This window comes from Flavobacterium sp. CAN_S2 (assembly GCF_015752255.1).
Lineage (GTDB): Bacteria > Bacteroidota > Bacteroidia > Flavobacteriales > Flavobacteriaceae > Flavobacterium.
This window is the reverse complement of sequence record NZ_JADOVA010000003.1, coordinates 89,161-114,691: the sequence shown is the minus strand read 5'-3', so window position 1 is coordinate 114,691 and position 25,531 is coordinate 89,161. Positions and strand designations below refer to the sequence as shown.

Annotated in this window: 24 protein-coding genes and 1 tRNA gene; 8 read left to right on the top strand and 17 right to left on the bottom strand. The window is 34.8% G+C overall.

Annotated features, from left to right (window positions below):
- Positions 1 to 179 precede the first annotated feature (179 nt).
- Positions 180 to 3,356 (bottom strand): TonB-dependent receptor, encoded by a 3,177-nt coding sequence (locus tag IWX80_RS10345; RefSeq protein ID WP_196853374.1) that lies wholly within the window; start codon positions 3,354 to 3,356, stop codon positions 180 to 182.
- A 266-nt stretch (positions 3,357 to 3,622) separates the two neighbouring features.
- Between IWX80_RS10345 and IWX80_RS10340 the strand changes: the two genes are divergently transcribed.
- A complete protein-coding gene (locus IWX80_RS10340) occupies positions 3,623 to 4,375 on the top strand; it encodes a glycerophosphodiester phosphodiesterase (protein WP_196853373.1) in 753 nt (250 codons plus the stop codon).
- A 111-nt stretch (positions 4,376 to 4,486) separates the two neighbouring features.
- On the opposite strand, the gene IWX80_RS10335 is transcribed toward IWX80_RS10340, so the two are convergent.
- The 9 genes from IWX80_RS10335 to recF all read right to left on the bottom strand — a co-directional run bounded on the left by IWX80_RS10335 (position 4,487) and on the right by recF (position 12,940).
- A complete protein-coding gene (locus IWX80_RS10335; RefSeq protein ID WP_113635168.1) occupies positions 4,487 to 5,038 on the bottom strand; it encodes an RNA polymerase sigma factor in 552 nt (183 codons plus the stop codon).
- Complete coding sequence (locus IWX80_RS10330; protein WP_196853372.1) at positions 5,029 to 6,135, bottom strand: glycosyltransferase; 1,107 nt, start codon at positions 6,133 to 6,135, stop codon at positions 5,029 to 5,031. The genes IWX80_RS10335 and IWX80_RS10330 overlap by 10 nt, the downstream gene beginning before the upstream one ends.
- A gap of 112 nt (positions 6,136 to 6,247) precedes the next feature.
- Positions 6,248 to 6,403, bottom strand: coding sequence for a hypothetical protein (locus tag IWX80_RS10325; RefSeq protein ID WP_196853371.1), 156 nt, complete (start codon positions 6,401 to 6,403; stop codon positions 6,248 to 6,250).
- Positions 6,404 to 6,420: 17 nt separating this feature from the next.
- Positions 6,421 to 7,470, bottom strand: a complete 1,050-nt coding sequence (murB, locus tag IWX80_RS10320; protein WP_334682346.1) for a UDP-N-acetylmuramate dehydrogenase — start codon at positions 7,468 to 7,470, stop codon at positions 6,421 to 6,423.
- Between the two features lie 12 nt (positions 7,471 to 7,482).
- On the bottom strand, positions 7,483 to 9,330 hold the full coding sequence (asnB, locus tag IWX80_RS10315; RefSeq protein ID WP_196853369.1) for an asparagine synthase (glutamine-hydrolyzing): 1,848 nt from the start codon (positions 9,328 to 9,330) through the stop codon (positions 7,483 to 7,485).
- 2 nt (positions 9,331 to 9,332) lie between these two features.
- Complete coding sequence (locus IWX80_RS10310) at positions 9,333 to 10,400, bottom strand: glycosyltransferase (RefSeq protein ID WP_196853368.1); 1,068 nt, start codon at positions 10,398 to 10,400, stop codon at positions 9,333 to 9,335.
- A gap of 5 nt (positions 10,401 to 10,405) precedes the next feature.
- Positions 10,406 to 11,077: a DUF2461 domain-containing protein gene (locus IWX80_RS10305; RefSeq protein WP_196853367.1), complete on the bottom strand. Its 672-nt coding sequence runs from the start codon at positions 11,075 to 11,077 to the stop codon at positions 10,406 to 10,408.
- Positions 11,078 to 11,083: 6 nt separating this feature from the next.
- A complete protein-coding gene (locus IWX80_RS10300; RefSeq protein ID WP_196853366.1) occupies positions 11,084 to 11,782 on the bottom strand; it encodes a thioredoxin domain-containing protein in 699 nt (232 codons plus the stop codon).
- 78 nt (positions 11,783 to 11,860) lie between these two features.
- On the bottom strand, positions 11,861 to 12,940 hold the full coding sequence (recF, locus tag IWX80_RS10295; protein ID WP_196853365.1) for a DNA replication/repair protein RecF: 1,080 nt from the start codon (positions 12,938 to 12,940) through the stop codon (positions 11,861 to 11,863).
- A 232-nt stretch (positions 12,941 to 13,172) separates the two neighbouring features.
- On the opposite strand from recF, the gene IWX80_RS10290 reads away from it, so the two are divergent.
- From IWX80_RS10290 to IWX80_RS10265, 6 genes are all read left to right on the top strand, one after another.
- The gene (locus IWX80_RS10290; RefSeq protein WP_196853364.1) at positions 13,173 to 13,949 is read left to right on the top strand and encodes a tetratricopeptide repeat protein; all 777 of its coding nucleotides are present in this window, start codon (positions 13,173 to 13,175) and stop codon (positions 13,947 to 13,949) included.
- Positions 13,950 to 14,055: 106 nt separating this feature from the next.
- Positions 14,056 to 14,631, top strand: coding sequence for a 6,7-dimethyl-8-ribityllumazine synthase (gene ribH / locus IWX80_RS10285; RefSeq protein ID WP_113635146.1), 576 nt, complete (start codon positions 14,056 to 14,058; stop codon positions 14,629 to 14,631).
- Between the two features lie 187 nt (positions 14,632 to 14,818).
- Positions 14,819 to 16,660: a DNA mismatch repair endonuclease MutL gene (gene mutL / locus IWX80_RS10280; RefSeq protein WP_196853363.1), complete on the top strand. Its 1,842-nt coding sequence runs from the start codon at positions 14,819 to 14,821 to the stop codon at positions 16,658 to 16,660.
- Positions 16,657 to 17,403, top strand: coding sequence for a rhomboid family intramembrane serine protease (locus IWX80_RS10275; RefSeq protein ID WP_196853362.1), 747 nt, complete (start codon positions 16,657 to 16,659; stop codon positions 17,401 to 17,403). Before mutL ends, IWX80_RS10275 begins: the two co-directional genes overlap by 4 nt.
- 60 nt (positions 17,404 to 17,463) lie before the next feature.
- Positions 17,464 to 18,333, top strand: coding sequence for a rhomboid family intramembrane serine protease (locus tag IWX80_RS10270; protein WP_196853361.1), 870 nt, complete (start codon positions 17,464 to 17,466; stop codon positions 18,331 to 18,333).
- 47 nt (positions 18,334 to 18,380) lie between these two features.
- The gene (locus tag IWX80_RS10265) at positions 18,381 to 19,427 is read left to right on the top strand and encodes an endonuclease/exonuclease/phosphatase family protein (RefSeq protein ID WP_196853360.1); all 1,047 of its coding nucleotides are present in this window, start codon (positions 18,381 to 18,383) and stop codon (positions 19,425 to 19,427) included.
- A gap of 17 nt (positions 19,428 to 19,444) precedes the next feature.
- Here the strand turns inward: IWX80_RS10265 and IWX80_RS10260 are convergent, their stop codons facing one another.
- The 7 genes from IWX80_RS10260 to IWX80_RS10230 all read right to left on the bottom strand — a co-directional run bounded on the left by IWX80_RS10260 (position 19,445) and on the right by IWX80_RS10230 (position 24,963).
- Entirely contained in the window at positions 19,445 to 20,071 is a 627-nt protein-coding gene (locus IWX80_RS10260) for a WbqC family protein (protein ID WP_196853359.1), read from the bottom strand.
- A 78-nt stretch (positions 20,072 to 20,149) separates the two neighbouring features.
- Complete coding sequence (gene lepB / locus IWX80_RS10255; protein ID WP_196853358.1) at positions 20,150 to 21,703, bottom strand: signal peptidase I; 1,554 nt, start codon at positions 21,701 to 21,703, stop codon at positions 20,150 to 20,152.
- Positions 21,704 to 21,774: 71 nt separating this feature from the next.
- Complete coding sequence (gene dapB / locus IWX80_RS10250) at positions 21,775 to 22,476, bottom strand: 4-hydroxy-tetrahydrodipicolinate reductase (RefSeq protein WP_196853357.1); 702 nt, start codon at positions 22,474 to 22,476, stop codon at positions 21,775 to 21,777.
- Positions 22,477 to 22,480: 4 nt separating this feature from the next.
- Positions 22,481 to 22,681, bottom strand: a complete 201-nt coding sequence (locus IWX80_RS10245) for a hypothetical protein (protein WP_196853356.1) — start codon at positions 22,679 to 22,681, stop codon at positions 22,481 to 22,483.
- 50 nt (positions 22,682 to 22,731) lie between these two features.
- A complete protein-coding gene (locus IWX80_RS10240) occupies positions 22,732 to 23,292 on the bottom strand; it encodes a DUF5683 domain-containing protein (protein ID WP_196853355.1) in 561 nt (186 codons plus the stop codon).
- Complete coding sequence (locus IWX80_RS10235) at positions 23,292 to 24,191, bottom strand: ParB/RepB/Spo0J family partition protein (RefSeq protein ID WP_113635120.1); 900 nt, start codon at positions 24,189 to 24,191, stop codon at positions 23,292 to 23,294. Before IWX80_RS10235 ends, IWX80_RS10240 begins: the two co-directional genes overlap by 1 nt.
- A 4-nt stretch (positions 24,192 to 24,195) precedes the next feature.
- Positions 24,196 to 24,963 carry a ParA family protein gene (locus IWX80_RS10230; protein WP_066082046.1) on the bottom strand — a complete coding sequence of 256 codons (768 nt, stop codon included), beginning with the start codon at positions 24,961 to 24,963 and terminating at the stop codon, positions 24,196 to 24,198.
- 420 nt (positions 24,964 to 25,383) lie between these two features.
- On the opposite strand from IWX80_RS10230, the gene IWX80_RS10225 reads away from it, so the two are divergent.
- Positions 25,384 to 25,458: transfer RNA gene (locus IWX80_RS10225), tRNA-Pro, on the top strand.
- Positions 25,459 to 25,531 lie beyond the last annotated feature (73 nt).

Here is a 25,531-nt window from a genome sequence, read left to right as displayed (position 1 = left end):
AATTGTAGTATATAAACTTAGTGTTTATTTTTCATTAAATTAAATTTATGTTTATTTATTTAACAAAAAGAGTAAATAATTATTACCTATGTTGATTTTAGGTCGTGTTATCCATAAAAAAAGCGCATCCAAGTTAATGAATGCGCTTTGCAATTGTGTAAATATTTTATCAATGTGATTTAGAAAGCATATTTAAATCCAATTTGTATTTGAAATGGATTTCCTGAAAGCGAAGGAAGTCCGGCATTGTTTACTCTGTAATTAAATTGTTGTCTGGCGCTGTCAAATCCGGGAACTGCTGCTGTTGCTCCTGAAGCTGGTGTTCCTAAAGCATATAAAGATTGACTTCCCAACGATTTATTTACACCCCATTCTTTGTTTAATAAATTGGCAACATTAAATACGTCTGCTGTAAATTCCAAGAATTGTTTTTTGTCTAGCATAATCTTTTTGCTGATTCTGACATCTACAAGACCATAAAAGTCATTTATTCCGCCGTTTCTTTCGGCAATTTTACCGGAGTATTTATTGATATAATCTTTCAAACTTTGGCTGGCAGCCGGATTGTCAAGTATGGTTTGTAATCCCGTTTTTATATTTTGAGGAACTGCCGGATTATTAATATCAAATATATAAGCTAAATCATTGGATGAAGTTACAAAATCGGCATTTGTATTTCCTCCTGACAATAAACTGTAGCGTGTACCGCCAATACCAGAATAACGAACACCAACATTGAAACCATAAAAAGTAGGCAATGTTCCGTAAAAAACTACTTTGTGACGGAAATGGTTATCGGAATAACTCATTTTGCTCAAGTCTCTAGGATCATCATCAACCGGTAAAACTAAAGTTGCTGTGTTGGCTACGTTTCCGTTAAATGAAGTATTGTCTTTGGTATCATTCAAGGTATAACTGGCAGATATTTCACCATCTTTAAAATAGCGATACGTAGCATCTACCACCATAGCAAATTGATTGACTTTACCTTCGCTGTTTAATTCTAAAACACGTCCTAATTTATTGCTGATACGCCCTTGCATCCAGTCTCCGGCACCATTTGCAGGCATTGAACTTGCTGGAACGTAAACGCCACGATTGCCCTCATTTGCCAAAGTAAAAAATGGATTCGCTACCATATTGCGGTCTACATAAACATAGTTATTGCGTCCTAAAGTGGCATAACCCGCAATTCCTGCTTTTAATCTATCAGTAAAAAAATGCGAGTAAGATGCATTTGCTTTATAGACAACCGGAACTTTAGCATCTGTTCCCGTGAAATTAATAGTTGGTAATTGGAACGCATCCAAAGTTGGAATACTAACATAATTATTTCGATAATCAATGAAATTTGGCATAGGAACATTTGGAGATCTTACATCTACAGTTGCGGTGTGATTTCCATCAAAATATAAGTTGTTGATGACCGCATAATTATTTAAATCAGAAGCAAAAATTCCAGCTCCAAAGCGAATATAATCTTTGTGGTTCTCATTTACATCCCAAGACAATTGCACTCTTGGTTGAAGAATTGCTGACTGAAGTTTATTATCCGTACGAATAGCCAATTCATCAAAAACTAATTGATTGAAGGTAGCTGTTGGATATTTAGCATAATCAAATCGCAAACCTAAAGTCAGGTCTAATCCCACGCCAATTTTAGTTTGCAACTGACCATAAATTCCAGCGTTTAATATATTAGAAATCACAGTAGGATCAGCTACCAAAGGTACTTCTCTGTAATATCGATATGGCGTTAGGTTGTCAAAATTTGCAACACTGTTGAAATGAAAACGACCGTTTACCTCGCTTCCATATAAAGATTTTGAATTGGTTTGCATTAAATCAACCCCAAAAGTATATTTCACTTTGTCCGTGTTGTAGTATATGTTGTCAACAATTTGAAAAACATTATTAGTGAATTTTTCTTGTGCAAATCGATGTCCTCCAATTTGGATATTTGTAGTTCTTACTGCTCCATTAATAGTTGAAGCAACATTTTCTACAACAGCGCGTGGAATATTGTAAGAAGGCAATTGGTCTCCCGGATAACTGTCCTGAAACGTATATAAATGCTGAACTTTCAACTCATTCGTAACTCTTGCGTTAACTTTTGTTCGTAAAGAAGCTAAAATACTATTATCAATATTTAAATCGTTACCAAATGACTCGTATAAATTGATGGTTGTATTGTCTTGTAATCCCAATTTATTATTATCATAGGTGAAATTATTTCGCACCGTTAATAAATTATTGCTGTTAATTTGCCAGTCAATACGAGCGAAAGCAGCATCAGAGTTCCTTTTTTTATCAAATGTTCCATATTGTGGAGAGTTTGAAACGCCATATTTATTGCGGGCAATAGTCACAAAATTATCTAATGTCGCTCTTGTAACATTGAAACGCAATTCATCCTCTGGAGATTGAACATCAGCGATGATCAAGGGACGAGAATCTTGTTGGTGGTCCCAAGCTATGAAAAAATGTAATTTATCTTTAATGATTGGTCCGCCAAGAGTGAAACCATATTGGGACGTAGAAAAATCATTTTGGCGTCTGTTTCCTCTAATGTCGTACGGACTTGACAACCAATCTGCACGATTATAAGCGAACATGCTTCCTGTAAATTCATTTGTTCCTGATTTAGTCACCGCACTTACTGTTCCGCCGCCACTTCGACCGTAACTTACATCATATTGATTGGTAACCACCTTAAATTCTCTCACGGCTTCTATGGAAATTGAGTACGGAGCGCCGCTTCGACTGGTTGTAGATCCTGCCGAAGTTGGGTTTTTGGCATTCATTCCATCCAATGTGTAATTTGTAGAGGAAGCTAATTGTCCAGAAATATTCCCGCCTCTGGTTAAAGGTGATAAATCCATTAAGCTGGTGAAATTTCTTCCGTTGACCGGCAACGCATTAATTAGTTTAGCAGTGACAGCTGTTGCTGCTCCTAAATTTCCGGTTTTGTTTTTCAACCCTCGTCCTACAACTTCAACGACTTCCAGATTTTGAATGTCATCCTGCATCAGAATTTCGATATTTATTAAATCTCCTTGATTTAATGTGTAACCGGAACGCTGTTGTTCTCCAAAGCCTAAAGCTGTAACGCTAATAGTGTAAGGTCCGCCTAAAGGAAGTTCTTTGAATGTAAAAACACCTTTGAAATTAGACAATGAATTGGTTTTGAATCCTGTTGATTCATTCCGAATTTGCACTGTTGCATCTTTAAGAGGTTCTGAATTATTACCTAAAACGACACCTGAAATAGAGGCTTGAGTAGTTTGAGCAAAATTTGTAGCGCCAACAAAAACGGTCAGAACCATCGTAAATAAAAATAATTGAAGTTGTTTCATGAATACTATTTTTTTTGTTTTTTAGTGCCGACAAAGGAATTGACTAATTGAAAAAAGACTGTTATTTTAACAATAACTGTAAAATACTATTGTGTTAATGAAACCTTAAAAATCGAGTGTTTTATGAGCTTTTTTTAAGATATTGTTAACCAAAGCGGACCAAGAAAGATCGAATTTCTTTAGGTAAAATAGTCTTAATTTAATCCTTTCTTAATGTTTGGTTCCGGCGGTTCATCTATTTTTACGACAAAACTTAAATGGAAATTATGAAATTCACTACACTATTATTGGCTTCAGCAGCGGCCTTATTATTATCGAATTGTACTTCTAATAAATTTGTGGTTTGTGGGCACAGAGGTGCGATGGGACACGAAACCGAAAACACATTGGCATCCATAAAAAAGGGAATGGAATTAAAAGCTGATATGTTAGAAATCGATGTTTTCAAAATTAAAACGGGTGAAATGGTTGTTTTTCACGATGATGATTTGGATCGTATTACAAACGCAAAAGGAAAAATTGAAGAATATACTTTTGAAGATTTGCGAAAAGTTTTGGTTGCCGGAAAACATCAAATCCCAACTTTACAAGAAGTGATTGAGACTATGGATAAAAAAGCGGTGCTAAATATTGAATTGAAAGGAACGAACACCGCAACGGATACGTACAGAATTATAGAAGAGTACAAGAAAAAAGGGTGGAGAAATAAAGACTTTTTTATATCCAGTTTTCGAATAGGTGAATTGCAAAAAATGAGGTCTTTGAGTTCTGAAATTGCGATTGGTTTACTAACTTATAAAGATCCTATTGAGACAATTATTAAAACAGGAAAAGAACTGAAAGCACAGGCAATTAATCCCTATTTTAAAACTTTAACGACCGAGAATGTTGCGATAATGAAAGCTAATAATTTTAAAATATATCCTTGGACTGTTAACGAACCTGCGGATATTAAGAATTTACAACAACTTAAAGTAAGCGGAATTATAACGGATTATCCAGAAAGAATTATAAGATAATTTTCAATAATCTATAATTGCTTTTGATTTAATGAAGTGGTCTAAAATTAATTTAGATCACTTTTTTGCTTTTAGATAATTAAGAATCGATGCTGATTTTTTAAAATAATATTACCTTTTATTCTGAATGATTTCTGCCAGAAGTTTTTTGGCGCGAAGCAATTTAATTTTTACATTACTCAAAGGTTCATCAATTTTATTGGCAATTTCCTGGTAACTCATTTCCTGAAAATAGCGCAACTGAATCACTTCCTGATAATGTGGTTTCAATTCTTTGATGAATTGCAGTAATTGAGATAGATTTTGTTCCGTAATCAATTCGTCTTCCGCGGATGGAGTGGTGTCGGCAATATTGTAGGCTTGCTGATCCTGATCATCGGTAATTTCGATGAAAAGACTGGATTTCTTTTTTCGCAATAAATCGATGTGCACATTTTTTGCAATGGCAATAAGCCAAGTATTGAACTGGAATTCTGAGTTGTACGTGGCTATTTTATCAAATGCTTTGGAGAATGTTTCAATGGTTATATCCTCGGCATTGGTTTCATTTTCGGTACGTTTCAGCATAAAACCATACACTTCATTCCAGTAATGATTCAATAGAAAAGTAAAGGCAACCTGATCGCCTTGTTTCGCTTTTTCTATTTGTTTGTTTATTTCCAATGTACCGGTTTTGAGAATGTATTTGTTATAAAGATATTGATTTGTGTAAAGAGCAAGACCAATTCAAGTATCGGATACCAATATACAACATCTTTTTCTTTTAATTTACCTGCCGAAAATCCAACGATGATCCAAGTTACAATATATCGGAGAGCTATCAAACAGAGCACTAAAATCCATTGGAATTGAAAAGAAAGCAATACAATAGGCAATAAAATAAAAAACAATTGCGAGCAATAGAATGCTCCTAACTGCAATTTGTCAAAAGGTTTGTAATAATTTGCCGTTGCAACATGTCTTCTTTTTTGAATCCACCAGTCATTAAAAGTCGTTTTTGGTTTAGAAACCGTAAAACTTTCCGGACTATAAGCAATGGTTGTATTTTTAGCTTTTGCGGCTTGGTTTACAAATAAATCATCATCACCAGATCGAATTTGCATGTGTTCGATAAATCCATTTACATTAAAAAACTCTTCTTTTTTATACGCTAAATTCCTTCCTACACCCATGTAAGGATGTCCGATTTTTGCCCACGAAAAATATTGAATTGCAGTCAATAAAGTTTCAAAACGAATTATTTTATTCAGGAACGAATTAGGAATTTTTTCATATTTACCATAACCCAAAACTATTGTTTTTTGCATTGTAAACTGAGAACTCATGGCCGTTATCCATTCCGTTGAGGTTGGGTAACAATCTGCATCCGTGAATAATAAATACTCTTTTTTGGCAGCTTTTATTCCTAAAGTTAAGGCGTATTTTTTGTTTCCCCAAAAAGCTTCGTTGTTCTCCACTTTTACCAGACGAACATTTGGATATTGTTTTTCAAAACCTTCAAAAAGATCCAAAGTAGCATCACTTGAAGCATCATCAATCAAAACGATTTCAAAATCCGGGTAGTTTTGTTCCGCCAGCAACGGAATAAAATTGGCCACGTTTTCTTCCTCATTTTTGGCACAAACAATCACCGAAATGGGAATTCTTTTTGGTGTTATCTTTTGCGTTTTGGCGAAAGCGAATTTCCCAAAAACACCCAGATAATACAAAATTTGAACCACGACAATAAAAATAAAAAAGTAAAGAATTAGTATAAGCATTTGAGTTTAATGAGTGTTTAAATGCCCAATCCCGAAGCTTCGAGACGGCAGAGTGCAAAGGTATGAATAGAATTGTGAATTGTTAAATACAATCTGTGAATTTCGAAATAATTTATCGAGGGCATTTCCTCATTTCATTTGCAACAGCAATGGATTGAAAATCTTCTGTTTTTTCTAACTCAGAAATGATGTTTTTAAGGTTTTTTTCATCCCTGTTTTGAGACATCTTTTTGGTAGCTTGAATTTCAGTAATAATCCAAGGAGTCAAGCATTCTTTTTTTTTTGTTAAATCACATTAACTTCGGCTTCAATATGAATACCAAACGTTTTAAAAATTGTCTCCTGAATATCCTTAGAAACATTCAAAATTTCCTGACCTGTTGCATTTCCATAATTCACTAAAACCAAAGCTTGGTTTTTATGGATTCCGGCATCACCAAAACGTTTTCCTTTGAAACCAGCCTGTTCAATAAGCCAACCAGCAGGAACTTTTACTTCAGTTTCAGAAACATCATAGTATTTCATTTCCGGAAATTGCTGATGAATTTTTTCGAAATCAGATTTCAATAAAATTGGATTTTTAAAGAAGCTACCGCTGTTTCCTAATTCTTTCGGGTCTGGTAATTTACTTTTTCTAATGGCAATTACGGCATTGCTGATATCTTTTAAAGTAGGATTTGTGATGTTATTTTTTTCTAATTCAGCCTTAATATCTCCGTAAGAAGTATTTATTTTATGATTCGTTTTTGTCAATTTAAAAACAACCGAAGTAATAATATATTGATGTTTTGCTTCATTTTTAAAAATGCTTTCTCGGTATCCAAAATGACATTCTTCTTTTGTAAATATTTTTATTTCCTGATTTGCTATTGTCATTGCTTGGCAGGAAACAAAAGTATCTTTGATTTCAGTTCCGTACGCTCCTATGTTCTGGACCGGCGTAGTTCCTACATTTCCCGGAATCAGTGACATGTTTTCTAAACCACCAAAATTTTGATTGATGGTCCAAAGCACAAATTCATGCCAGCTTTCGCCAGCCTGACTTTCGACCCAGACAAAATCCTCATTTTCTTCAAGGATTTTTTTGCCTTTCAAATCGATATGAATCACAAGCGCATCAATGTCTTTTGTCAAAAGCATGTTGCTGCCTCCGCCCAAAATAAATTTTTGCTGCGTTTTATTTTCTTGTAAAATAGTTTTCAATTCTTGCGCAGAATGAACGGCGACAAACTGTTTTGCTTTGGCTTCAATGCCAAATGTATTGTATTTTTTTAAAGAGAAATCAGATACTATTTCCATAAAAGAAAGTTCTTTTTTTGTTGTTGAATGCTGCACCAAAAGTAAGAATTAAAATTTAGTTGCATACGTTTTCATCCAGATATGCATCATAAACAACGGCATTATGTACGGCGTCATTCTGGTATCTCCTTTTTGTAAATTCAGTATCAGTTTCTGTATGTTGATGTTCTCAAAATAAGGCATTTGAAAAATATCACTTTTTGAAAAAGACTCTAATTCCTCTTTAAAAGCATGACTTTTTGTAATGTAATCGCCCCAAGGCGCACTCAAACCCACTTTTCTGAAATTTAGAATTTCGTCTGGCAAACGTTCTTCCATTGCTTTTTTTAGAATAAATTTCCATTTTTTACCGCTAAAAAGCCATTTGTCATCCAATGATCCTAATCCTACCACTAATCTTGGATCTAGAAAAGGTTCCCTACATTCAATGGAAGCGCCCATAGTACAACGGTCGTTCCTGTCCAAGAGCGAACATAAATAGGTGTGTTGATCAAAATAAAGGGCTTGTCGGCGTAAGTTTTCAGGATATAATGATTTCGCTTCTTTGTAGATTTTTTTCCTGTATTCATTTGTTGGAGCGTTATTAATTCCAAAAGTTTCCGCAATATCATTTGGATAAATATTGGAACCATTGTAAATAACCAATTCCGATTTCTTACTGATTTGCGCATAACGGCTAAGCTTTTCATAGCGCGGTTTTTTAGCGAATAAATCAATGTTGCCAAAAGTGGCTATAGAATTCAACAAGGAAGGATATTTCAAGGCTTTGTAGCGCACATAACCGCCCATTAATTCATCAGCGCCTTCACCAGAAAGTAAAACTTTTACCGACGGCTTAGCCATTTGAGATACTGCAAAAAGATGCGGTTCACTCAAGTGCATGATAGGTTCATCCTGAAAATAAGTCGAGCGTATTAGCTTATCATAAAGATTTTCGTCCTCCAATTGCATCGTGTGAAATCCATAATTGAACCTCTCAGCCATCATTTTTGCCAAATGTGATTCGTTGTGTTCCTTTTCCTTGAAACCCATATTGAAGGTCTGAATGTCCTTATGTTTTTGTTGGTGCAATGAAGCTAAAACCGAGGAAGAATCCAGTCCGCCACTTAATAAAACTCCAACAGGAACGTCGCTTATCATTCTCATTTTTACCGAATCATCAAACGTTTCCCGAAACCATTCGACCGGATTTTTTATTTCAGGCTGGTTTTGTATTTCCTTTTTTAGATTCCACCATTTCTCGGTAGTGGTTTTTCCGCCTTCCTGAATGGTCATTATATGCCCAGGCAATAGTTTTTTTATGTTTTGGTACAGCGTATTTTCTCCTGCTACAAATCGGTTAAAAATATATTCTTCCAGTCCGTCTTGTGCCATTTTTAGCGGAACTCCAGCGGTAAAAAGTGCTTTTTGTTCCGATGCAAAATAAAAAGTTTCATTGTGAAAAGAGTAATACAATGGTTTAACGCCCATTCTGTCGCGAACAAGAGTCAGCTTTTTTTCTAATTTATCCCAAACAGCAAAAGCAAACATTCCGTTGAGGCGGTTGAGCATTTTTAAGCCGTGCAATTGAAATAATTTCATCAAAACTTCCGTGTCTGATGTCGTTTTGATATCAAAGCCATTGCTTTTTAGCTCTGGATAAAATTCTTTATAATTATAGATTTCGCCATTGTAAACCATACTATATCTTCCGTTTTCCGAAAGAAAAGGTTGGTGTCCGGCTTCAGAAACATCCAGAATTGAAAGTCTCCGGTGTCCAAAACCAATGTTGCTGTCAAGGAATAACCCTTGATCATCAGGTCCGCGATGTTCCAGCGAATCCCGCATTTTTATAAGAATGCGTTCGTCTACTTTTCTCTGGGATTGTAAATGCAAAATTCCATTAATTCCACACATAATTAATTGGAGTGATTTGTGTTAATTAATTCGTGGTATTTATTGGCAATAATTTTCATATTAGTAGTGTAATCTACATTTTTTACAACAAATTTTCTGTTTTCCGAAACTGCTTTTTCTCTATGTTCTTTATTCTCAAATGCCCAGATTAATTCTTCGGCAAGTGTTTTATAATTATCAACAGGAATTAATAGACCGTTTTTGCGGTGCTCAATCCAGCTTTTATTTCCGGAAATATCACTTACAACTGGATAACAATTTGTAGCCATTGCTTCAAACAATGAGGCCGAAACGCCTTCTGTTATTGGCATACTGATGTATATGTTAGATTCTTGTAATAGCTTTGGTAAAGCAGTGTTTAGAATTCGTCCGGTAAAATTGACTTTATTTTCGATGTTTAATTTTTTTGCTAATTCTTTTAATGCAGAAAGTTGTGTTCCGTCACCTATAATTGTAAGTACGAAATCTATCCCTTTTTGGTTTAAAATGGCAAATGATTTTAGAATAATGTCATGTCGGTATTCCGGGAGCAAAGAACGCGTCACGATAGCGGAAATTTTTTCTGGATTGGCCATGTTTTGATTTCCAAATTGAGATAAATCAATTCCCTTTGGTAATACTAAAACCTTGTTCATATCAACTTTTGCCTCCATCATAGAAATAGTCATCACGGGACCCCAAGCATGAATTAAGTCGGCTTTTTGAAAAGCATACTGTTGAATGATTCTTTTTAGCGGAAGTGAAATAGATTTTTCAGGCCATAAATCGGTTCTGCCTTGTTGTGCTATTGCAACTGGTTTTACACCGGATAATGCAGCAAGAAAACCATAACTGGTGGTTCTTTCGGCAATAACCATGTCCGGTTTTTGGACTTTTATTAGTTTCCTGATTTTAAAAATGGCTACTTCAAATTCGAAAATTCTTAAAAGTCGATTTTTAAAACTAGTATTAGGTGTTTTTAATTCCCAAGTAATAATTTCGAAATCGCCAAATTCCTTCAGTCCGTTCATCCAAGTGATGGCATCGGCTCTGTAGGATTCGCCAAGAAAAAGTATTTTCTTTTTTTTCATTAGAATTACTCCGAAGTTAATGCGCGATTGATGAAATCGTTCAGTGGTTTTAGCGCAATTAGTTTTTGGCTCATAACGGCAACAAAATCTTTTTTGGATGCTGCGCTGAAATCAATTTTTTGAGAAGCTTCAAAGCTTTTTAATTTTAATAATTCAATCGCCGGATGTTCTTTATCGTAACCTCGAGGTGGATTTTTTAAAGTGTCTTTTTCATTGCGGTCAAAATCGCCAAATTCACTTTTGAAATCTTTTTCCTTAAGGATCGCTTCTAAATCATCATAAAAAAAGGCTATTTCTTTGCGCATTTTTTTTAAATCTTCAGATTCAGGACAATACAATCCGCCGGCAATAAAACTGGCTCCTTTTTCAAGGTGAATGTAATAGCCGGAACGATTCAGCCCTTTGGCGCCAGACGAAAGCCATATTCCCAAGTGTGATTTGTAAGGTGTTTTATCCTTAGAAAACCGAATGTCACGATTGATTCTGAAGGTGCAATTTTTAACTTCCAGCATTTCCAGCGATGGATCCAGCGGTTTCATGGCGTCCAGTAAATCAGCAACTAATTGTTGGTAATCTTTCTTGAATGCTTCGTATCTTTTTTTGTTTTCCAGAAACCAATCCCGATTATTATTGGCTTTTAAATCATCTAGAAATTGTAATGTGTCTTTTGAAAGCATCTTGAGTTATTGTATTTGTTTTCTTAATTCCTCTTCGCTTATAAAACCGGAATGTTTCCATTGTACCGCTGCATTTTCATAAAGCAATAAAGTAGGAAGTTCGCTGATTTTCATTTCGGTCATCAAGGTTTTATTTTTGTCAGCATCTAGGCGAATAATTGTTACTTTATCTGCTAATTCTTTCTCCATTTGCAAAAGATACGGTTTCATTTTTTTGCAGGGCGCACACCATTCCGCATAAAAGTCAATCAATACTTTTTTGTCAGAGTTGACTAGTTTATTGTATTCCTGCACGGTCATTCCTGTGATTTTGTTATCGGGTTTAGACAAACCTGCAGCATCCCATTTTAATATTCCGCCTTGCAATTGATAAATATTCGTAAAGCCAAGTTCTTCCAGTTTTTCTACGGCACTCTGGCTTCTTCCGCCGCTTTTACAATACACGAAAACAGGTTTTGTTTTGTCCATTTTTTCGGCACCGTCAACAAAATTGTCTCCTAACCAATTTACATTTACAGCCTTGTCAAGATGATTGGCGGAAAATTCTTCCGGTGTTCGGACATCTAGAATTTGTGGATTTGGAGTAGCAGCGATTTTTTCGCTAAAAGCTTTCGCATCGATTGTTTGGCTTTCTTTTGAAGTTTGTCCGTTACAAGAAAATATTACAAATGATATGATTATGAGGAATATTGGATGTAATTTCATTGTTTTTTGATTTAAATTTGAATACGCTAAATTAGGTAATTTTTCAATTTTCAGACCTTATAAAGTACTAAATAAAAGTTATAAGTTAAAAATTTTATAGCTCTGATGTGTCGATTTTACAATCACTTCGGTACGTTCCGGATGTGTATCTGAAATGAAAAGCTGTCCAAAAGTATCGCTGTTGACCATTTCAATTATTTTTGCCACACGACTTTCGTCCAATTTGTCAAAAATATCATCAAATAGCAGAATGGGTTTGACACCGCTTTGTTTTTTTAGAAACTCAAACTGCGCTAATTTTAAAGCAATTAGATACGATTTTTGTTGGCCTTGTGAGCCAAATTTCTTTATTGGATGTTGGTCAATTTCAAAAGCTAAATCGTCTTTGTGAATTCCCACACTGGTATAATGCAAAGCACGATCTTTATTGATGTTTTCCTGCAAAAGGGCCAATAGATCTTTTTCGAATAAATGACTTTGATATACGAGTTGAACCGTTTCCTGCGAACCTGTTATGGCTTGATGATGGATATTGAAAATAGGAATGAATTGTTCTATAAACTCTTTCCTTTTTTCGAAAATATAGTGGCCGAAACCGGTCAGTTGCTCATTATATATAGATAGCGTGTCAGTATCGAAAACATGATTTAACGCAAAATATTTCAGTAAAGCATTACGCTGGCTCATTACTTTTTGATATTGGATAAGTTGCTGCAAATAATGGGAATCCAGTTGCGAGATCACGCTGTCCATGAATTTTCGTCTGGTTTCGCTTCCTTCCACAATCAAATCTCTGTCAGCGGGAGAAATAATCACCAGTGGAATAAACCCAATATGATCTGAAAATTTATCATAGGCTTTACCATTCCGTTTCAATATTTTTTTCTGACCTTTTTTAAGACTGCAAACAATTTGTTCCGTTCTTTCGTTCTTTTCAAATTCAGCGTCAATGACGAAAAATTCCTCTCCATGTTTGATATTTTGAACTGCTAATGGATTGAAATAGCTTTTTCCGTATGACAAATGATAAATAGCATCCAGCACATTTGTTTTACCAATTCCGTTTTTGCCTACAAAACAATTTATTTTAGTGTCAAAATCGAAGTTGGCTTCGGAGAAATTCTTATAATTGAACAGTGAAATTTTTTTTAAATACATGGGTAAGGCTTGCTGGTATTGAGAACTTTGCTGTTTTTGAACAGGTTTTTCAAAGTGGGTGCAAATTATTGAAAAATATCGATAAAACCCTCTTTTCTATTTTTTCTATCAGAATTATTTTGTCTTTGGAAACAAAGAATCTGGTAGTATATTTTTTTTAAATATAAAAGCATATTTTTTGTGTGGGTTTGAATAAAAATTTTATTTTTGCGACTCACTAAATTAAATTTAAATGGCTACTTACAATAAAAGAGGATATAAAGCACCAAAAGAAAAAGAAGTAAAAGAAGAAGGAGTTGAAGCAGTAATCATTGATGAAAAAGACAGTACAACAGCTGAGGTTTTTTCAAAATTAGACGAAACGGCTACAATAACTGAGGATTTTGTTGCTAAAAATCAAAAAGTTATTATTGGATTAGTTGCCGTTGCCGCTTTAGTTACAATCGGTTATTTAGCGTATCAGCGATTTATTGCTGCGCCAAAAGAAGATGAAGCTGCTAATGAAATGTTCGTTGCACAACAAAATTTTCAAAAAGCTACTGATGGAGTTGCGAGTGACTCATTATATAAGTTGTCTTTGAATGGTTCAGAAGGAAAATTTGGATTCTTGAAAATTGCTGATGAATATTCTGGTACTGATGCTGGAAATTTAGCAAACTATTATGCTGGAATTGCGTATTTGAACACAGGAAAATATACAGAAGCGATTGATTATTTAAACAAGTTCAAATCAGATGATATTGTTTTAAGTGCTTTGGCAAAAGGAGCAATAGGCGATGCTTATTCTCAAAAAAACCAACCAAAAGAGGCTTTAGAGAATTATGTAAAAGCCGCTGGTACTAACAAGAATGATTTCACTACGCCACGTTTCTTATTGAAAGCAGGAAAAACGGCTCTAGCTTTAGGTAATAAAGCGGATGCATTGAAATACTTCACAGATATTAAAGAAAATTATGAAGCTACTCCAGAAGCTGCTTCAGTTGACGTTTTGATAGGATTAGCACAATAGTAAAAAATGATATAAGATTGCTGATTTAAGATTGTAGAATTTTGATTTCAAAATACTATCTTTAATATCTGAAATCAAAATTCTAAAATCAAAATTCTAAAATCAAATGGCTACCGAAAATAAAAATTTATCTGAATACGACAAAAACACGGTTCCTAATGCGAAGAAATTTCGTTTCGGAATTGTAGTTGCGGAGTGGAACGAAACCATAACCGAAGGTCTTTTTGATGGTGCGTTCAAAACACTGTTAGAAAACGAAGTTCCGGCTGGGCAAATTATTCGTTGGAATGTTCCAGGAAGTTTTGAGCTAGTTTATGGTGCTAAAAAGATGTTGCAAACTCAGAATGTTGATGCCGTAATCGTTATAGGTTGCGTCATTCAAGGTCAAACCAAGCATTTTGATTTTGTATGCGAGGGAGTAACACAAGGAATAAAAGATTTGAATGTTCAAACGGATGTTCCGGTTATTTTTTGCGTGCTTACAGACAACACGATGCAACAATCGATTGACAGAAGCGGAGGAATTCATGGAAACAAAGGAACCGAAGCTGCTATTGCGGCGATAAAAATGGCTTATATTCGTCAACAATCCTCATTGTCACATCAAATAGATAATCAACATTTATTGTCTGCAGGTGCGATTCAACTTGAAGAAGGTACGCCTTTAGAACTGAAGGAATAAATAATAAAAATACAAGTTGTTAAACCTATATTATCTCAAAAATAGTATAGGTTTTTTTGTTTTTTTTATGATTAAATAAGCTACCGTTACGAGTTGAAATTCCTTAAATTTGTACCTCTTGGTTTTATAATAAACTATTGTCACCCTGAGCACAGTTGAAGGGTTAACTTTAAATCTGAATTTTTTAATGTCGAGTATAATTCAATTACTTCCTGATCATGTTGCCAATCAAATTGCTGCTGGAGAAGTTGTTCAAAGACCGGCTTCGGTTGTCAAAGAGTTGCTTGAAAACGCTGTAGATGCAAGGGCAACAGATATCAAATTAATTATTAAAGATGCCGGAAAAGCCTTGGTACAGGTAATTGACAATGGGTTAGGGATGAGCGTTACGGATGCACGTTTGTGTTTTGAACGTCACGCTACTTCTAAAATCCGTCAAGCTGAAGATTTATTTTCGTTGCACACGAAAGGCTTTCGTGGTGAAGCATTGGCTTCTATCGCTGCGATTGCGCATGTAGAAATGAAAACCAAGCAAGACCAGGAAGAACTGGGGACACATATCATCGTTGAAGGGAGTAAATTTGTGTCGCAAGAGGTAGCCGTTTTGCCAAAAGGGACTTCTTTTGCAGTCAAAAATTTATTCTTTAATATTCCGGCGCGACGCAATTTTTTGAAGTCGGATACCGTGGAATATCGCCATGTGATTGATGAATTTCAGCGTGTGGCTTTGGCTCACTCCAATATTCATTTTACGTTTTATCACAATGGGAGTGAAATGTTTAATTTGCCACCATCAACTTTACGCCAGCGAATTGTAAATATTTTTTCGGGTAAAACCAATGAAAAATTAGTACCAGTTCAGGAAGAAACAGAAATAGTGTCCATTCAAGGATTTGTTAGTAAACCTGAATTTGCTAAAAAGAATCGTGGTGAACAATTTTTCTTTGTCAATGACCGATTTATAAAAAGTGGTTATTTGCATCATGCTGTTATGGCCGCCTATGACGGAATCTTAAAAGATGGCGCTCAGCCCAGTTATTTTTTATATTTAACAGTGCCGCCAAATACCATTGATATCAACATTCATCCCACTAAAACCGAAATTAAGTTTGATGACGAGCATGCATTATATGCTATTTTAAGAGCTTCTATAAAACATAGTTTGGGTCAGTTTAATGTAGCGCCAGTTTTGGATTTTGATCGCGATTCTAATTTAGACACGCCGTATCATTACAAAGATTTAACGGGAGAAACGCCAACAATTCAAGTTGATGGGAACTTCAATCCGTTTTCCGACGAAAAACCCAGCAAGCAATTTTCCAGTTACAGAAAACCGGAACCAACTGCTAATTGGGAAAGTCTCTATGTTGGTTTAAAACAAGATACGGATGAAATAGGACAGATGACTTTTGAGAATGAAGAAGTAACTTCGTCTTTGTTTAATGATGAAGAAGTAGAGCATTCTGTTCATAAAACATATCAAATTCATAAGAAATACATTGTTTCTTCCATAAAATCAGGAATGGTAATTGTGGATCAGCAACGGGCACATCAACGTGTTTTGTACGAACAGTTTTTGGTTAATATGACCGTTCATCAGGCTTCAAGTCAGCAATTGTTATTTCCTTTGAACTTGTTTTACTCGTCAAGCGAAATGGAACTTATTGGAGAGTTGCAATTATCATTACGAAACACAGGATTTATTTTTGAAGAAAATAATGCGGATCATATTGTTATTTCCGGAATACCGGTTAACGTAACGGAGAGCGAAGTTTCACTGGTTTTAGAACAATTATTAAGCGATTTGCAGGACGGAATTCCGGAAAGCAGTTTTAGTCAGAACGATACAATTGCCAAATCAATGGCCAAAAGTTTAGCAGTGAAAACTGGAACACACCTCACAGAAAAAGAACAGGAGAACTTGGTCAACGGGCTTTTTGCCTGCAAAGATCCCAATGTATCTCCATTTCATAAACCCACTTTCATCACCATGCGTGTGGAAGATTTAGATAAAAAATTTGCAATATGAGAAACGTAACTGAAACCGTAAAACAATTAATTATAATCAACGTATTGTTTTTTGTAGGAACTTTAATAATTGGCGATGCTGCCTATAAAATATTGGCGTTATATTTTCCTGAAAATCCTAGTTTTCAATTGTGGCAACCGCTGACGCACATGTTTATGCATGGAGGTTTTATGCATATTTTCTTCAATATGTTTGCGTTATATTCTTTTGGATCTGCTTTAGAGCAAATTTGGGGAAGCAAAAAGTTTTTGTTTTTCTATATTTCCTGCGGATTAGGAGCAGCGTTGTTGCACACAGGTGTTAATTATTACTACTTTCAAGAAAATTTGAATACACTTATTGCGAATGGGTTTCCTAAACAAGAGGTTTTACAGTTATTGAATGAAGGGAAAATCAACACAAGATGGCAGGAAATCTTGTCTGTTTCTGATTTTCAAAATTTCACTAGTGCTTACATGGGAACAGCTGTTGGTGCATCTGGAGCTATTTACGGAACGATAGTGGCGTTTGCTTTTATGTTTCCAAATGCAGAATTGGCTTTGATGTTTATTCCCGTGCCCATAAAAGCAAAATATTTTGTCCCAGGTTTAGTATTGGTCGATTTGTATTTAGGTATTTCCGGAAAATCAATCTTTGGTGGTGGTGGAATTGCTCATTTTGCTCACGTTGGTGGAGCTTTGTTCGGTTTTATTATTATGTGGTATTGGAAGAAAAATCAGTTTAATAAAAACCGTTGGAATTAAAATTGTAATTTCATTTAAACAATACGAATTCACTATCAGTTTTTAAATCCCAATTACCTTATGAATATTATTGACGACTTGAAATTACAATATAAGATAGGAGGAATTGTGACTCAGCTAATCTTTTGGAATGCTGCTTTGTTTGTTTTTCCGTGGTTATTTTTTGCGCTTTTATCTTTGTTAGGCGTCAATATTGATTATCTTCATTATGTGAGTTTGTCCTCTAATCCGGCGCTTTTGCTCTGGAAACCGTGGTCGTTGCTTTCGTATGCTTTTTTTCACAGCGGCATCATGCACATCGTTTTTAATATGATTGTTTTAAACTTTTCAGGAAGATTATTTATGACTTTTTTCACATCGAAGCAATTATTAGGTCTGTATGTGTTAAGTGCTATTTTTGCTGGACTATGTTATATTTTGGTTTTTTATATTTTAAATATTAATGCGCCTATTGTTGGAGCTTCTGCGGCAATTATGGCTATTTTAGTCGCTACTACAACTTATTATCCTTTGATGGAGCTTCGTTTATTGATTATCGGGAATGTCAAGTTATGGCATGTTACTGCTGTGATAATTATTATTGATTTGATGCAGCTGCGTTCCGAAAACATGGGTGGACATATTTCTCATCTTTCAGGTGCTTTATTTGGTTTTATTTTTATTAAATTGCTACAAAATGGAACTGATTTAAGTGTTAGTGTTTCTCGTGTAATTACTTTTTTTGCCAATTTGTTCAAGAAAAATACTTCGACACCCTTCAAAAAAGTGCACAAAAATTACAGCAAGCCAGTAGAGAAAAGCGTTTCGAAAATAGTTACAAAAGATAAATCACAACAACAAATTGATGAAATTTTAGATAAAATTAGTCAGTCTGGTTATGATAGTTTGACAAAAGAAGAAAAGGAATTTCTGTTCAAAGTAGGAAAATAATTTTCAAATCGGCTGTCAACTATTTGTACTAATAAAAAATTGAGAAAATGAAAAATTTGTCATGGTTTAATAAAGGGATGTTTTTTTTGAATATTATTTTAACCCTTGTCACTTTTATTGCTTATGTTTTGCCTTTTTTGGCGCCAAAATCATTTCCGCTTTTGTCTGTTTTGACACTTTTTATGCCACTTTTTTTTGTTTTCAATGCGTTGTTTTTTATTTATTGGGCATTCCAATTCAAAAAGCAATTGATTGTATCGGGTTTGGTTTTATTAATAGGAATCACTTTTATAAATAAGTTTTACAAGTTTTCGTCTCCTAAATTTTCTAAAGAAGAAAAAGATTTTACCGTCATGAGTTATAATGTTCGGTTATTGAATGTATTCAGGTGGATCGACAGAGATGATGTTCCTTCGGATATTCTAGCTTTCATCAATGATAAAAACCCCGATATTTTATGCATGCAAGAGTATTCTCCTTCTGCCGATATTGATTTGAAAGTTTATCCGCATCGGTATATTTTTACCGATGGAAACCAAATTAAAACTGGTCAGGCAATTTTTTCTAAGTTTCCAATTATCGATCAGGGAAATATAATTTTCCCTAATTCCAGCAATAACGTAGTCTTTGCAGATATTAAAAAAGGGAAAGATATCATCAGGGTGTACAATATGCATTTGCAGTCTATCAAGATTTCTCCTGATGTGAACGAAATTGATGAGAATATTGATGCTATAAATCAGCAAAAATCACAAATGCTTTTCATCAGAATAAGTAAAGCGTTCAAGCAACAACAGCAACAAGCAGAATTGTTTAAGGAGCACAAAATGAAATGTATTTACCCAACTATTATTTGCGGAGACATGAATAATAGTGCTTTTTCGTATGTTTATCGAAGTATAAAAGGTAAGATGAAAGATAGTTTCGAGGAAGCGGGAACTGGTTTTGGAGAAACTTATAAATTCAGGTATTATCCAGCGCGTATTGATTACATTTTTGCTGATGAAAAAATGAAGGTTAAGAGTTTTGAGCATTTTCCAAGTTTTGTAAACTCAGATCATTTTCCCATAATGGCAAGATTATCGTTAGAATAAAAGCCGACTTTAAAAAACTATTTGATAATCAGTTTTTGGGTTTTTAAATATTCAGCAGCATATTTTCCTTCATTGAAAAGTAAATCCAGAGCACTCAAATTGTTGATAAATCCATATTTGTCATCAAAAACCTGTGTGTAGTTTTCAAATATCGAAAGGTCTTTTTTTCCGTTTACCAACGCTCTGACATCTGTAATTACAGCTTTGTCTACATCATGAAAATATTCAGTTGTAGTTTCATAATCAATTTTCATTCTAAGACATTTGGACAGAATAGCCAACGCTTCAAAATTTAGATCCAACAAAAAATCATATTTTTTTTCAAAAAGAGGTCGGATATCATCTTCAAAAAATTCGAAAAAAGGAGAATTTCTATAAGCTGCTTCCAGTGATTTGAAATGTTGTTTCTGCCAGTCAAAATCACTTTCGATTCTAATATCTTTCGTTTTTTGATGGCTTTCTTTCGAATGTTTTACAGGAATATTCAATAACTGAATGCCGTTTGGACTGTAAATATAAGTGCGATTGCGGTTTGTCTGTTTCTGGAAATTATCTTCTATTTCAAATGTAATATTTTCTGATTGAGCCATAGCCACAAAATGGCTGATTGATGGGAAATAGGTGGGATGGAGGAGAATTTCCATTTGATGATTTGTTATTTTAAAGTTTAAAGTTCAAGGCAGTCGTCTGACTTTAAACCTTAAACTTTAAACCTTTTTTATTTAAACTTTACTCGCTTTTCTTTTTTTCCAAAAATATTCTCCTACGAAGAAAATTATCAATCCAAGCAGAAATAATTTGAAATAAGATTGTGGTTGACCTTCACCGCTAACGGTTGTGAAAACTCTGTCCCAACGAATTTTATTTATTCCTTTACCGTTTGGATCGATACTTAACCAGATAAAAATAGGTTTCCCTACGATATGATTTTCAGGAACAAATCCCCAATAGCGGCTGTCCTCTGAGTTGTGACGGTTGTCACCCATCATAAAGTAATAGTTCTGATTGAAAGTATAAGTAGTAGCTATTTCGCCGTTTATTCTAATTTCGGAACCGTTTACTTTTAAATCATTATTCTCATAATCGGTAATAATGGCTTTATAAAATGGCAATGTTTCGGTGGTTAATGCTACTGTTTTTCCTTCTTCCGGAATGTAAACGGGACCATAATTATCACGATTCCATTTATTGATATGTGGGAAAACACTATTGTCATCTTCTCGAGAAATTTGTCTGATTACAGCCGTAATTCCGGGTGTGCTTTTTAATCTTTCCGCTCCGGCTTCAGTCAATGCACTCATAAAAATAGTATCTCTTCTCGTCTGGTCTATAAAACCAGCAGGATCCGTTACGTCTAAATCTTTAAATAAAGATTCAAAATCGATTGGTGTTTTACCGTCTAATGCTATTTTATAAGAGAATTGTGGTTTCGCTCGTTCAGGTAATTGCAATATTTTACCATCAATGTAGACCATACCGTCTTTTATAGATAAATTATCACCCGGAATTCCAACGCATCTTTTTACATAATTTGATTTTTTGTCTACGGGTTTATAAGCACGTCTTTTTGAAGTGTCAAAAAATCTATAAACAGTATCGACCGGCCAGTTAAAAACTACGATATCTGTACGATCAATATTTTGAATTCCCGGCATTCTCATGTAAGGCAATTGAGGCCAAGTCAGGTAGGATTTGCTTTTTGTCAAAGGAATAGAGTCGTGAACCATTGGTAAAGCTACTGTTGTCATGGGAACTCTTGCGCCATAATTCATTTTGCTTACAAATAAAAAATCACCTACTAATAATGATTTTTCCAATGAAGGAGTTGGAATTGTGTACGGTTGAATAAAATAAGTGTGCACGATTGTAGCTACAACAATAGCAAAAAGTAAAGAACTAACGGTGTCCGCAGCTTTATTTTGCGGGCTTAAACTTCTATCCGAAATGTAATTTAATTTTTGTGTGTAATTGATATAATATAGGTACAATCCCAAGGTTATCAATACTAAAAAAGTATCTAATCCAGATCTTTTTCCAAAGCTTCTCAGTGTTTCTACCCAAACGACCGGAAAAATAATCAAATTGATAATTGGTATAAATAATAAGATTGTCCACCAACTAGGACGACCTATAATCTTCATTAAAACAATTGCATTGTAAACGGGCACTGCAGCTTCCCATTTTTTTCTTCCTGCAGCTTCATATAATTTCCAGGTTCCTAAAAAGTGAACTATTTGTAAAAGCAGAAAAAATACAAACCATTGATATACTGACATAGTTTTTTTTGTTTAAAGTTTAAAGTTTAAGACTGTTTTCGTTGGAAATTTTCTTAAACAGGCGAATAATTTTATTTTAATTCTAAAACATCTTTCATGGTAAAAATGCCTTGTTTTCCCACAATCCATTCTGCTGCAATTACAGCACCAAGTGCAAATCCTTCGCGATTGTGTGCGGTATGTTTAATTTCGATTGCGTCTACGGAGGAATTATACGTTACGGTGTGCGTTCCCGGCACAGTACCAATTCGCTTTGCTTCAATATGAATTTGCTTCGCTTCCGCATTTTCTAATGTCCAATCCATGTATGAACTATTTTCGATGATTCCTTTAGCCAATGAAATCGCCGTACCGCTTGGTGCATCCAGTTTCTGTGTGTGATGGATTTCTTCCATTGAAACTTTATAGCTATCGAATTTTGACATGATTTTAGCCAAATATTCGTTGACTTCAAAAAATATATTTACGCCTAAACTAAAGTTAGAACTCGAGATAAATGCTCCGTTTTTTTCATTACAAAGTGCCGCTACTTCATCATAGTTTTCCAGCCATCCTGTTGTTCCTGAAATTACGGGAACATTTGCTTGGAAACAATTTGAAATATTACTAACAGCTGCTGTTGGAACACTAAAATCAATTGCCACATCAGCATTTGAAAGGCCATCAAAAGTGTTGTTTTCATCTTTTTTCAAAACGATTTCATGGCCTCTTTCCAGTGCAATTCTTTCAATTACCTGGCCCATTTTTCCGTATCCTAAAAGCGCAATTTTCATTTGTTTATTTTTTAAATTTTGAATATTTTAATAGTCCTGCAGCCAATAATGCTAATAAAACTCCGGCAATAAATCCTGAAAAGAAGGTATTCATTCGGATGGGATCGAATGTTTTATTTTCGGAATAGTTTACTAAAGTGATTAGTAATAAAATTGTAGTTCCAATAAAAAAATATTTCTTCCCGATTTTATTGAGTAATGACATGACGAGCTGTTCTTTTTATTTAATTCCGTTTTTAAACTAATATTTGGGTTCTAAAAACTGTAATTAAAAGTTAGTCCCACATTTGTCTTTAATGTTACATCATTCGGATAAAGAACCGGTCTTACGGACAAGTTTTCATCTACATTAAATTGGATTAAAGCGGCATCCACATTAGCATCAAGAATATTCAATGCGTAAAATGCCAGCGTAACCAAAGCAGATAAATCGCGGTTGCGTTGGTAAAATTTCTGTCCGGCAATTAATCGATTGTTGTCCAGAAAAGCTAAATCGTCTGTAACATACCCTTCCAGTCTGCTTTTGTAAGCATCTCTGTACTGATGGTATTTTTTATTATTGTCAACATAAAAATAAATACTCGTTCCCAAAGCCCCGTATACGAGCGGTATTTTCCAGTATTTTTTATTGTAAGCCTGCCCCAAACCCGGTAAAACAGCTGAAAAAAAAGCGGCTTTTGCAGGAGTCAACGGATCTATATCATTTGATTTCAAAGTATCTTTGGCGACCAACATCGCTTCTGTTTCCGTTTGTGCAAAAACAGCAGTGTTTCCTACTATAAAAAGGAATAGAGCGATGATAATGATTTTATTCACTATTCGTTTATTAATTTGATGATTCTGTTGAAGTCTTCTTCAGAGTGAAATGGAATTGTGATTTTCCCTTTACCGTTTCCGGCTACTTTCACATCTACTTTGGTGCCAAAATAATTCGTAAAAGTGCTTTTTTGAGCATCAGCGATTTCAAACGAAGCAGCTTTTGGTTTTCCGGCAGGTTTAGGTTTTAAACTTTCCTGGTAGTTTTTTACCAAAGCTTCGGTATCACGAACGGACAGATTTTGGCTGACAATTTTTTGGTAAATATCAGTTTGAATGTCTTGATCTTCGATATTGATTATTGCACGACCATGACCCATACTGATGAAACCATCGCGAATTCCAGTTTGGATTATCGGATCCAGTTTCAAAAGTCTTAAGTAATTAGCAATAGTAGAGCGTTTTTTTCCTACGCGCTCACTCATTTGTTCCTGAGTCAGTTGAATTTCGTCAATCAAACGCTGGTAGGAAAGCGCAATTTCAATTGGGTCTAAATCATGGCGTTGGATGTTTTCCACCAAGGCCATAACCAGTGATTCGTTGTCATTTGCAATCCTAATGTATGCAGGGACGGTTTTCAATCCTACAAGAGTGGATGCGCGAAGACGACGTTCCCCTGAAATCAATTGGTATTTATTGAAGTCTAGTTTACGTACGGTAATGGGTTGAATAACGCCTAATTCTTTGATAGAAGTCGCTAATTCTCGCAATGATTCTTCATTGAAATTGCTTCTTGGCTGAAACGGATTTATTTCAATCGCCTCAATTTCAAGCTCAATAATATTTCCTACAACCTTATCGGCATTTTTATCGTCAACAGATTTAATATCGTTTTCCGGATCTTTCAATAATGCGGATAATCCTCTTCCTAAGGCTTGTTTTTTAAGTGCTTTTGCCATAAACCTATTTACTGTTTTTCTTTATAACTTCTTGAGCCAGGTGCAGGTAATTAGTTGCGCCTTTGCTTGTTGCGTCGTAGTTTATAATGCTTTCGCCAAAACTAGGTGCTTCGCTCAATTTTACATTTCTCTGAATAATAGTCTCAAAAACCATGTCGTTAAAATGTTTCTGAACTTCTTCAACCACTTGATTTGACAAACGTAAACGGGAGTCAAACATGGTCAATAATAATCCTTCGATATCTAAATCCGGATTATGAATTTTTTGTATACTTTTTATGGTGTTCAGTAATTTTCCTAAACCTTCCAATGCAAAATACTCACACTGAATAGGAATAATAACCGAGTCAGCTGCGGTCAAAGCATTCAAGGTAAGTAATCCCAGCGATGGCGCACAATCAATAATGATGAAATCATAATCATCTTTGACACTTTCCAATGCTTTTTTAAGCATATATTCCCTGTTTTCTTTGTCGACTAATTCGATTTCAATGGCAACAAGATCAATATGCGATGGAATCACATCTACATTTATAGCAGAACATTTTATGATGGCCTCTTTTGGGGTATGACTATGTTCTAGAATTTGGTACGTTCCTATTTCAACAGATTCAACGTCAATTCCTAATCCTGATGACGCATTTGCCTGTGGATCAGCATCTATAAGTAATACTTTCTTTTCTAAAACTCCTAATGAAGCAGCAAGATTAACTGATGTTGTAGTCTTTCCAACTCCTCCTTTTTGATTAGCAATCGCGATGATTTTGCCCATTTATTTTTCTAAATTTTGAACCGTAAAAATACAATTATTTATGGTTTCTAAAAATCTATTTTGTTAACATTCGTTAAAGCTTGATTCCTTGCCCTTTGACAGATTCCTATTTTTTTAAAATGGATTTTATTGAATAGGAGCTATTCCAGCTGTGCGCTACAAGTTCTTGAGCTGCTCCCGGTTTTTTCTAATGCCATAAAAGGAGCTTCCTTTGGTCGCTCTTTTCTGTCAAGAAAAAATGGGAGCAGCTCATCGAAGCTTTTTACTGCCATCCGGGCTAAGAGAGTTGTGATTGAATAATGCTTTGGAAAATAAAATTATTTGTATTTCCGAACTAATTTTCGCAATAAATAAATTTATTTCTTATTTCTGAAATAGTTTTGCAGAAGCCAAAAATAGTGCTATATTTGCACCCGCTTTCGGGGTGTAGCGTAGCTCGGTTATCGCGCCTGCTTTGGGAGCAGGAGGCCGCAGGTTCGAATCCTGCCACCCCGACAAATTGATCCTTTCTGTTCTCACAGAAGGGATTTTTTTATTCCAGAATAATTAAAACTGATACTTCTAGTTC

What these genes read in the sequence shown, in the direction of transcription:
- IWX80_RS10310 (WP_196853368.1), bottom strand. Translation starts at nt 10,400, where the DNA reads ATGAAAAAAAAGAAAATACTTTTTCTTGGCGAATCCTACAGAGCCGAT.
- IWX80_RS10265 (WP_196853360.1), top strand. Translation starts at nt 18,381, where the DNA reads ATGAAAAATTTGTCATGGTTTAATAAAGGGATGTTTTTTTTGAATATT.
- IWX80_RS10290 (WP_196853364.1), top strand. Translation starts at nt 13,173, where the DNA reads ATGGCTACTTACAATAAAAGAGGATATAAAGCACCAAAAGAAAAAGAA.
- IWX80_RS10305 (WP_196853367.1), bottom strand. Translation starts at nt 11,077, where the DNA reads ATGCTTTCAAAAGACACATTACAATTTCTAGATGATTTAAAAGCCAAT.
- asnB (WP_196853369.1), bottom strand. Translation starts at nt 9,330, where the DNA reads ATGTGTGGAATTAATGGAATTTTGCATTTACAATCCCAGAGAAAAGTA.
- dapB (WP_196853357.1), bottom strand. Translation starts at nt 22,476, where the DNA reads ATGAAAATTGCGCTTTTAGGATACGGAAAAATGGGCCAGGTAATTGAA.
- recF (WP_196853365.1), bottom strand. Translation starts at nt 12,940, where the DNA reads ATGTATTTAAAAAAAATTTCACTGTTCAATTATAAGAATTTCTCCGAA.
- ribH (WP_113635146.1), top strand. Translation starts at nt 14,056, where the DNA reads ATGGCTACCGAAAATAAAAATTTATCTGAATACGACAAAAACACGGTT.
- lepB (WP_196853358.1), bottom strand. Translation starts at nt 21,703, where the DNA reads ATGTCAGTATATCAATGGTTTGTATTTTTTCTGCTTTTACAAATAGTT.
- IWX80_RS10230 (WP_066082046.1), bottom strand. Translation starts at nt 24,963, where the DNA reads ATGGGCAAAATCATCGCGATTGCTAATCAAAAAGGAGGAGTTGGAAAG.
- IWX80_RS10245 (WP_196853356.1), bottom strand. Translation starts at nt 22,681, where the DNA reads ATGTCATTACTCAATAAAATCGGGAAGAAATATTTTTTTATTGGAACT.
- IWX80_RS10345 (WP_196853374.1), bottom strand. Translation starts at nt 3,356, where the DNA reads ATGAAACAACTTCAATTATTTTTATTTACGATGGTTCTGACCGTTTTT.
- IWX80_RS10260 (WP_196853359.1), bottom strand. Translation starts at nt 20,071, where the DNA reads ATGGAAATTCTCCTCCATCCCACCTATTTCCCATCAATCAGCCATTTT.
- IWX80_RS10330 (WP_196853372.1), bottom strand. Translation starts at nt 6,135, where the DNA reads ATGCTTATACTAATTCTTTACTTTTTTATTTTTATTGTCGTGGTTCAA.
- mutL (WP_196853363.1), top strand. Translation starts at nt 14,819, where the DNA reads ATGTCGAGTATAATTCAATTACTTCCTGATCATGTTGCCAATCAAATT.
- IWX80_RS10235 (WP_113635120.1), bottom strand. Translation starts at nt 24,191, where the DNA reads ATGGCAAAAGCACTTAAAAAACAAGCCTTAGGAAGAGGATTATCCGCA.
- IWX80_RS10275 (WP_196853362.1), top strand. Translation starts at nt 16,657, where the DNA reads ATGAGAAACGTAACTGAAACCGTAAAACAATTAATTATAATCAACGTA.
- IWX80_RS10300 (WP_196853366.1), bottom strand. Translation starts at nt 11,782, where the DNA reads ATGAAATTACATCCAATATTCCTCATAATCATATCATTTGTAATATTT.
- IWX80_RS10270 (WP_196853361.1), top strand. Translation starts at nt 17,464, where the DNA reads ATGAATATTATTGACGACTTGAAATTACAATATAAGATAGGAGGAATT.
- IWX80_RS10340 (WP_196853373.1), top strand. Translation starts at nt 3,623, where the DNA reads ATGAAATTCACTACACTATTATTGGCTTCAGCAGCGGCCTTATTATTA.